This is a genomic window from Candidatus Streptomyces philanthi (genome assembly GCF_059553635.1).
The window spans coordinates 1-6,459 of record NZ_JCANQV010000306.1; the positions used below are offsets into that span (position 1 = coordinate 1).

Here is a 6,459-nt window from a genome sequence, read left to right on the forward strand (position 1 = left end):
ACGCTCCGCGAGCGGCTGGCCCGCCTGGCGGCGCGGGCGCCGGAGGCGTACGACCTGGACGACTGGCCGGACATGTACGGCAACGACGACGGCGTCGTCGGCGAGCTGGAACGGCGCACCGCCGGTGCGCTGGGCACGGAGGCGGCGGCGTTCTTCCCGACCGGGACGATGGCGCAGCAGGTGGCGCTGCGCTGCTGGGCCGGGCGGACGGGCACCACCACGGTCGCCGGGCATCCGCTGTCCCATCTGGAGGTCCATGAGCGCGACGCGTACGCGGTGGTGAGCGGCTTGCGCATGGTGCACCCGACGGATGCGCCCCGCCCGCCGCGCGCCGAGGAGGTGTACGACCTCCCGGAGCCGTTCGGCACCCTCGCCCTGGAGCTGCCGCTGAGGGACGCCGGCTTCGTCCTCCCGACCTGGGAGGAGCTGACGGCCGTCGTCGCGGCGGCGCGGGACCGCGATGCCGTGGTGCACTTCGACGGGGCCCGGCTGTGGGAGTGCGCCCCGCACCTCGGCCGCTCGCTGCCCGAGATCGCGTCCCTCGCGGACAGTGTGTATGTGTCGTTCTACAAGTCGCTCGGCGGCCTGGGCGGCGCCGCGCTCGCGGGCCCGGAGGACTTCGTGGCGGAGGCGCGGGCCTGGCGGCATCGCTACGGGGGCCAGATCTTCCAGCAGTGGCCGACGGCGCTGGCGGCCCTCGACGGGCTGCGCCACGAACTCCCCCGGCTGCCGGAGTACGTCGCCCACGCCAAGGTCGTCGCCCGCGCGCTCCGGCGGGCGCTGTCGGCGGCGGGCGTGCCGTGGTTCCGGCTGCTTCCCGAGGAGCCGCACACCCACGAGTTCCAGTTGTGGCTGCCGCATCCGGCCGAGGTGCTGAACGAGGCGGCGATACGTCAGGCGGAGGAGACCGGGACGGCGCTGTTCCGGGTGTGGTCCGAGACGGGCGGGCCGCCGGGGGTGGCGATGACGGAGGTGTCGGCCGGCGCCTGGGCGCTGGAGTGGACGGAGGCGGACATCGGCGAGGCGGTGGAGGCGTTCCTGGCGCGGGTGGTCACCACGGGCTGAGGGTGCGGGAGCGGTCCAGGTCCGCCGGGCGCGGCCGGCCCGCCCTCCGTACCGTCCACCGGCCTCTGCGTCCGGCGAGCACGGCCCGGAACTGCCGCCACAGGCGGATCTCGCGGAGGGTGCGCACGGTGCGGTGGCCAGGCAGGACGGGGGCGGGCTCGCCGTGCTGGGCGGCGCGGTAGGCGTCGAGCAGATGCTGCTGGGTGACGTTCATGCCGTTCACTCTGGGGCGGTCCCGGCGGGTGCGGCGCGTCGATTGACGGGACGCGTCAAACGACGTTCCCGCAGGTCGTGGCCTCGCGCATGATGGGCGCATGGCCAACGTCATCGACATCACCGGGCTGCCCGCCGAGCGCGTCGTCTTCGCGCCGTCGCCGCTCGCGGAGCTGGGCGCCGCGCTGCACGCGCTGTCCGAGCCCGGCCACCACCCCGGGCTGCACGGCTGGGTGACGGCGACCTCCGCGGGACTGAAGGCCGATCTCGCGGACCGGCTGTGCGAGGCGGACTTCCTGTGGTGCTCGGCCCGCTCCGACCTCCTGCTGCCGCCCCGCCCGGGCGCGACGCTGGCCGAGGACCTGGACACCCTGGACTCCCTCGACGACGAACGCTTCGTGGCCGCGGCGTTCGAGATCTCCTGCTCGGCGAACTACCCCCGCGCGGCCTCGCCACTGGTGGACGCGGACGAGCGGGCGCGGGTGCGGGAGATGGCCGCCGCGCGCGGGCCGCGCCAGGCGGCGTTCACGGACCGGATGCTCGCCGACCCCGACGGTCTGCGGGTGTGGCTGCGCCGCCTGTTCGAGGACTGCGAGGACGCGTTCTTCGGGGACGTCTGGTGCCGGGTGGGCGTGCAACTGGCCGCCGACGCCCGCCACAAGACGGAGCTGCTGCGGCACAAGGGGCTGGCCGAAACCCTCTCCGCGACCTCAGCGGCGCTCTCCCTGGAGGAGGCGCGGGACACCGCCGGCGGCGTCCGCATCGTGGCCGACAAGCTCTCCGCGGGCCGGACAACGGCCTTCGCCGACCCCGCCGACCACGGCGTCACCTTCCTGCCGACGTCGTTCGGCCGCCCGCATCTGCTGGTCTGCCACGCGCCGGGCTGGCGTCCGGTGGTCCAGTACCCGGTCGCGGGCCAGGAGCCGGCGGCACCGGCCGCGCTGGAGCTGGTCCAGCAACGGCTGGAGGCGCTGGGGCACCCGATGCGGATGCGGTTGTGCCGCTCACTGTCCCGCGGGCCGCACACCACCGGCGAGCTGGCGAACGCGTTCGGCATCACCCCGCCCGAGGTGTCCCGCCACCTCGCGATCCTGAAGAAGGCCGGCCTGCTCCAGACACGGCGCCGCGGACGCTACGTCCTGCACCAGCTGGACCTCCCGGTAGTGGCCCGGCTGGGCGGGGACTTCCTGGAGGGGGTGCTGCGCTAGGGCCTGTCGTCGAAGCCTCGTCGTCCGCCCGGAGGCACGGGCCGCGGGGGCAGGCGGGGAGCGCCGGACGGGCCGGGGCGCCGTGGCGGGCGCCCCGGGGCCCTGGGCGTACGGGGCGGTCGCCGGCCGGGTGGGACGGCTCCGCCCCGCGGGGCCCGTGGGTCAGTTCTCCTGGAGGAACTTCTTCGCGAGCGCGTCACCGCGGCTGACCGCGTCCGCGTGGCTCTCGATGGGAGACGCCTGGGAGTTCTGGAACAGGATGTAGGTGACGCCGGAGTCCGCGCCGCCGGTCTCCGGGTCGGGGTCGATGCCCAGCGCCTTGGCGGTCGCGTACGACGCCTCGCCGATGATCTTCTCGGGGCCGGTGTCACCGACGACCGCGTACTCGACCTGGTTGTTGTAGATGACGGCGACGACGCCCCCGCCCTTGATCCCGGCGGACTCGTAGTTCCAGATCTTGCTGACGCTGGGGACCACGACGTACGGGAGCTTCGCGGAGTTCAGGGGCTTGCCGTCGGACTGGTGGAAGCGGGTGTCGTCCTGGAACCAGGGGTCGGTGTCGGAGTTGCACTCCGAGGTGACCTGGCCGTCGCAGTCGATGTCCATGTCGGCCTTCCAGAAGACCGCGCCCTTCTTGCCGCAGACCGGGACGGTGGCGGAGGTGTCCTCGTCGGTGCGGTACTTGCCGTTGGAGATCTGGTCGCAGCTCTTGAGCTTGGCGAGCAGGTCGGCCGCGCTGACCGAGCCCTCCTGGAGGGCGGGCGCGGCGGCGGTCCGCGCGGGCGCGGTGTGCGGCTGGGCGGCGGCGGGGAGCGCGGCCGCGGCCAGCAGGGCGGCACCGGAGACGGTGGCGAGCAGCAGAGTTCGGGAGCTTCGCACTGGGGAATCCTTCTCTAATAGGAAAGTTTCCTTACCGAGCCCGCCTTAATGTGCTCCTGTTTACGTGTCCGCGTCAATCCCTGGAACGAGACGATCTCGGCCGCCCCACGGCCCCCTCCGGGCACCCGACGGGCATGGCCCCCGAGTACGACCGGCCGCCCCGCCGCAGCGGGGCACGCCCCGGCCCGGCTACGCGCCCGCGCCCCCGGCCCGTACCAGCCCCGTCTCGTACGCGAGGACCACGGCCTGCACGCGGTCGCGGAGGCTCAGCTTCGTGAGGATGCGGCCGACGTGCGTCTTGACCGTCGCCTCCGACAGCACCAGCTCCGCCGCGATCTCCGCGTTCGACAGGCCCTGCGCGACGAGCAGCAGCACCTCCCGCTCGCGCTCCGTCAGCCGTCCCAGCTCGGGGTGCTCCGGCTGCGTGGCGGTCCCCGGCAGCATCGGCGCGAAGCGGTCCAGCAGCCGGCGGGTGGTGGACGGCGCGACGACCGCGTCACCGCTGCGCACCGCCCGGATCGCGCTGAGCAGCTCGTCCGGCGGCACGTCCTTGAGCATGAAGCCGCTCGCCCCGGCCTTCAGCGCGGAGAAGGCGTACTCGTCGAGGTCGAAGGTGGTCAGGATGAGGACCTTCGGCGCGTTCTCGTTCCGGCCGCCCGCGCAGATCCGCCGGGTGGTCTCGACCCCGTCCAGATGCGGCATGCGCACATCCATGAGGATCACGTCGACCTTGGTGGCGCGCAGCGCCTCCAGCGCCTCCACCCCGTCGCCCGCCTCGGCGACGACCTCCATGTCGGGCTGCGCGGCCAGCACCATCCGGAAGCCGGTGCGCAACAGCGCCTGGTCGTCGACGAGCATCACGCGGATGGTCATGGCAGCGGGGTCCCTTCGGATGGGGCTTGAAGCGGTGGCGCGGAGCGAACAGTACGGGGGAAGGGGGCACGGGACCGCCCCCGGGGCACGGAACGCGCGTCCGCGACGGGACGGCCCGGCCGGACGCCCCGGGGCGGACGTCCCACACTCACCGCTCCGCCCTCAGCGGCAGCACGGCGCTGATCCGGAACCCGCCCCCCTCCCGGGGGCCCGCGTCCAGCCGGCCGCCGACCATGCCGACGCGCTCGCGCATCCCGATCAGGCCGTGCCCCAGACCGTCGGCGCCGCCCGTCTCGTACAGCTCCTGCTGGGCGCCGCGCCCGTCGTCCTCCACCAGGAGGTCCAGCTCGGCGTCCCGGTAGGCGAGGCGGACGGTCGCACCGACATCGGGGCCGCCGTGCTTGCGGGTGTTGGTCAGCGCCTCCTGCACGATGCGGTACGCGGTCAGCTCGACGCCGCTGGGCAGCGGGCGCGGTTCGCCCTGTACCTGGAAGTCGACCGGGAGACCGGCGCCGCGCACCTGCTCGATCAGGTCGCTGAGCTGCTCGACCCCCGGCTGGGGCACATACTCGCCGCTCTCCGGCTGCTCGCCGGTGCGCAGCACGCCGAGCAGCCGGCGCATCTCGGCCAGCGCCTGCCGCCCCGTTCCGGAGATCGTCCGCAGCGCCTCCTTCGCCTGGCCGGGCGCCGAGTCGAGGACGTACGCGGCACCGTCCGCCTGGACGACCATCACCGAGACGTTGTGCGCGACCACGTCGTGCAGTTCTCGGGCGATACGGGCACGCTCGGCGGCCACCGCGATCCGGGACTGGGTCTCACGCTCCTTCTCCAGCCGCTCGGCCTTCTCCTCCAGCTGCGCCCAGTACGCGCGGCGGGTGCGGACGGAATCGCCCAGCACCCAGGCGAGCACGAACGGCACGGTGAACAGGGCCGCGACGAACACGGCCTCCCACACCCGGTACTGGTGGGCGGGCTGGCCGAACCGTGCCAGGTACAGGGCCGGGCTGATGCACGAGCTGACGAGGGCGAGCCGGGAGGCCCAGCGGGTGGTACCGGAGGCCACGGTGTAGACGATCACCAGGAAGGCGAAGTCGCCGATGTTGAACCCGATGTCGGTGATCAACTGGCCGATGCCGATGGCGATGGCCAGCAGCAGCATCTTCTCGGGCCACCTGCGGCGCAGCGCGACGACCGCGGACAGGCCGAAGGAGAACGCCGCCGCCACGAGACGCCGCCATCCGTCGACCGCGGGCGACATCAACCACAGTGCGTTGAACCCGAGGAAGAGGACCGCCCAGAAGGTGTCCACCCCCGTCGGGTGTCTGCGGAAGAAATCGTAGATGCGCTGCACGTCACCCAGCGTATGCAGGCAGTGCGGGCGGCCGGGTCAACCGGAGGAGCGATCCCTGGCCGCCGGGCGTACTCCCCTAGGTGGAGACCGTGTACGCCGACCCCGCGGTTCGCCGGTACGGAGGAGCCCTCCTGCACCGCGCACACGGGCCGCGCCTCGTACCGTGGTGCCGTGACGAGCGAGTGGTGGGGCTGGCGGGACGCGACGGAATCGGCGCTCTACGGGCCGGACGGTTTCTACACCCGGCCCGGCGGACCGGGGCCCGCCGGTCACTTCCGCACCTCCGTGCACGCCTCGCCCCTCTATGCCCGCGCGGTCGCCACCCTTCTGCGCCGGGTCGACGCCGCGCTGGGGAGCCCGGACGAACTGGCCCTGGTGGACGTGGGCGCGGGCCGCGGCGAACTGCTCGACGGCGTACTCGCGGTACTGGACGCACAGGAGGCGGACGGCCCGGGCGTACCGGACGACCAGGGCACCGGTCCCGAACCCGTGCCCCACCCCGCCGGCGCGGTGAGCGGCACCGTCCGCCGCCCCCCGCCCTCCGCCGGGTCCGGCGACCGTCCCCGGACCCGGCCACTGACCACGCGTCTGCGCCCGTACGCCGTCGAGCGGGCCGCCCGGCCCGCCGGTCTCGACCCGCGCGTCGTCTGGCGGGCCGGTCTCCCGGCGCCCGGTTCGCTCACCGGTCTGCTGTTCGCGAACGAGTGGCTGGACAACGTGCCGGTCGACGTCGTCGAGACGGACGCGGACGGCGTACCGCGCCGGGTCCTCGTCTCCAGGGACGGGACGGAGCGGCTGGGCGAACCGGTCGGCGGGGCGGACGCGGAGTGGCTGGCCCGCTGGTGGCCGCGGTGCGCCCCGCGGACGGTT

Annotated in this window: 7 protein-coding genes; 3 read left to right on the plus strand and 4 right to left on the minus strand. The window is 73.9% G+C overall.

From position 1 onward, the window contains the following. Positions 1-1,065 (plus strand): threonine aldolase family protein (locus AC51EU_RS25355; protein ID WP_496269392.1); only part of this gene is annotated, 1,065 nt, incomplete at its 5' end. On the opposite strand, the gene AC51EU_RS25360 is transcribed toward AC51EU_RS25355, so the two are convergent. Next, positions 1,052-1,279: a hypothetical protein gene (locus AC51EU_RS25360; RefSeq protein ID WP_496269393.1), complete on the minus strand. Its 228-nt coding sequence runs from the start codon at positions 1,277-1,279 to the stop codon at positions 1,052-1,054. The two genes, AC51EU_RS25355 and AC51EU_RS25360, sit on opposite strands and share 14 nt — an antisense overlap. Positions 1,280-1,379: 100 nt before the next feature. On the opposite strand from AC51EU_RS25360, the gene AC51EU_RS25365 reads away from it, so the two are divergent. Then, on the plus strand, positions 1,380-2,486 hold the full coding sequence (locus tag AC51EU_RS25365; RefSeq protein WP_496269394.1) for a DUF5937 family protein: 1,107 nt from the start codon (positions 1,380-1,382) through the stop codon (positions 2,484-2,486). Positions 2,487-2,648: 162 nt separating this feature from the next. Here AC51EU_RS25365 and AC51EU_RS25370 read toward each other — a convergent pair whose 3' ends face one another. From AC51EU_RS25370 to AC51EU_RS25380, 3 genes are all read right to left on the minus strand, one after another. Further along, complete coding sequence (locus AC51EU_RS25370) at positions 2,649-3,365, minus strand: glycoside hydrolase family 75 protein (protein WP_496269395.1); 717 nt, start codon at positions 3,363-3,365, stop codon at positions 2,649-2,651. Positions 3,366-3,554: 189 nt separating this feature from the next. Further along, on the minus strand, positions 3,555-4,238 hold the full coding sequence (locus tag AC51EU_RS25375; protein WP_496269396.1) for a response regulator: 684 nt from the start codon (positions 4,236-4,238) through the stop codon (positions 3,555-3,557). A 148-nt stretch (positions 4,239-4,386) separates the two neighbouring features. Then, entirely contained in the window at positions 4,387-5,589 is a 1,203-nt protein-coding gene (locus tag AC51EU_RS25380) for a sensor histidine kinase (RefSeq protein WP_496269397.1), read from the minus strand. 171 nt (positions 5,590-5,760) lie between these two features. Between AC51EU_RS25380 and AC51EU_RS25385 the strand changes: the two genes are divergently transcribed. After that, positions 5,761-6,459 (plus strand): class I SAM-dependent methyltransferase (locus AC51EU_RS25385; protein WP_496269398.1); only part of this gene is annotated, 699 nt, incomplete at its 3' end.

Coding starts and splice junctions, on each gene's coding strand:
- AC51EU_RS25365 (WP_496269394.1), top strand. CDS start 1,380: ATGGCCAACGTCATCGACATCACCGGGCTGCCCGCCGAGCGCGTCGTC.
- AC51EU_RS25360 (WP_496269393.1), bottom strand. CDS start 1,279: ATGAACGTCACCCAGCAGCATCTGCTCGACGCCTACCGCGCCGCCCAG.
- AC51EU_RS25375 (WP_496269396.1), bottom strand. CDS start 4,238: ATGACCATCCGCGTGATGCTCGTCGACGACCAGGCGCTGTTGCGCACC.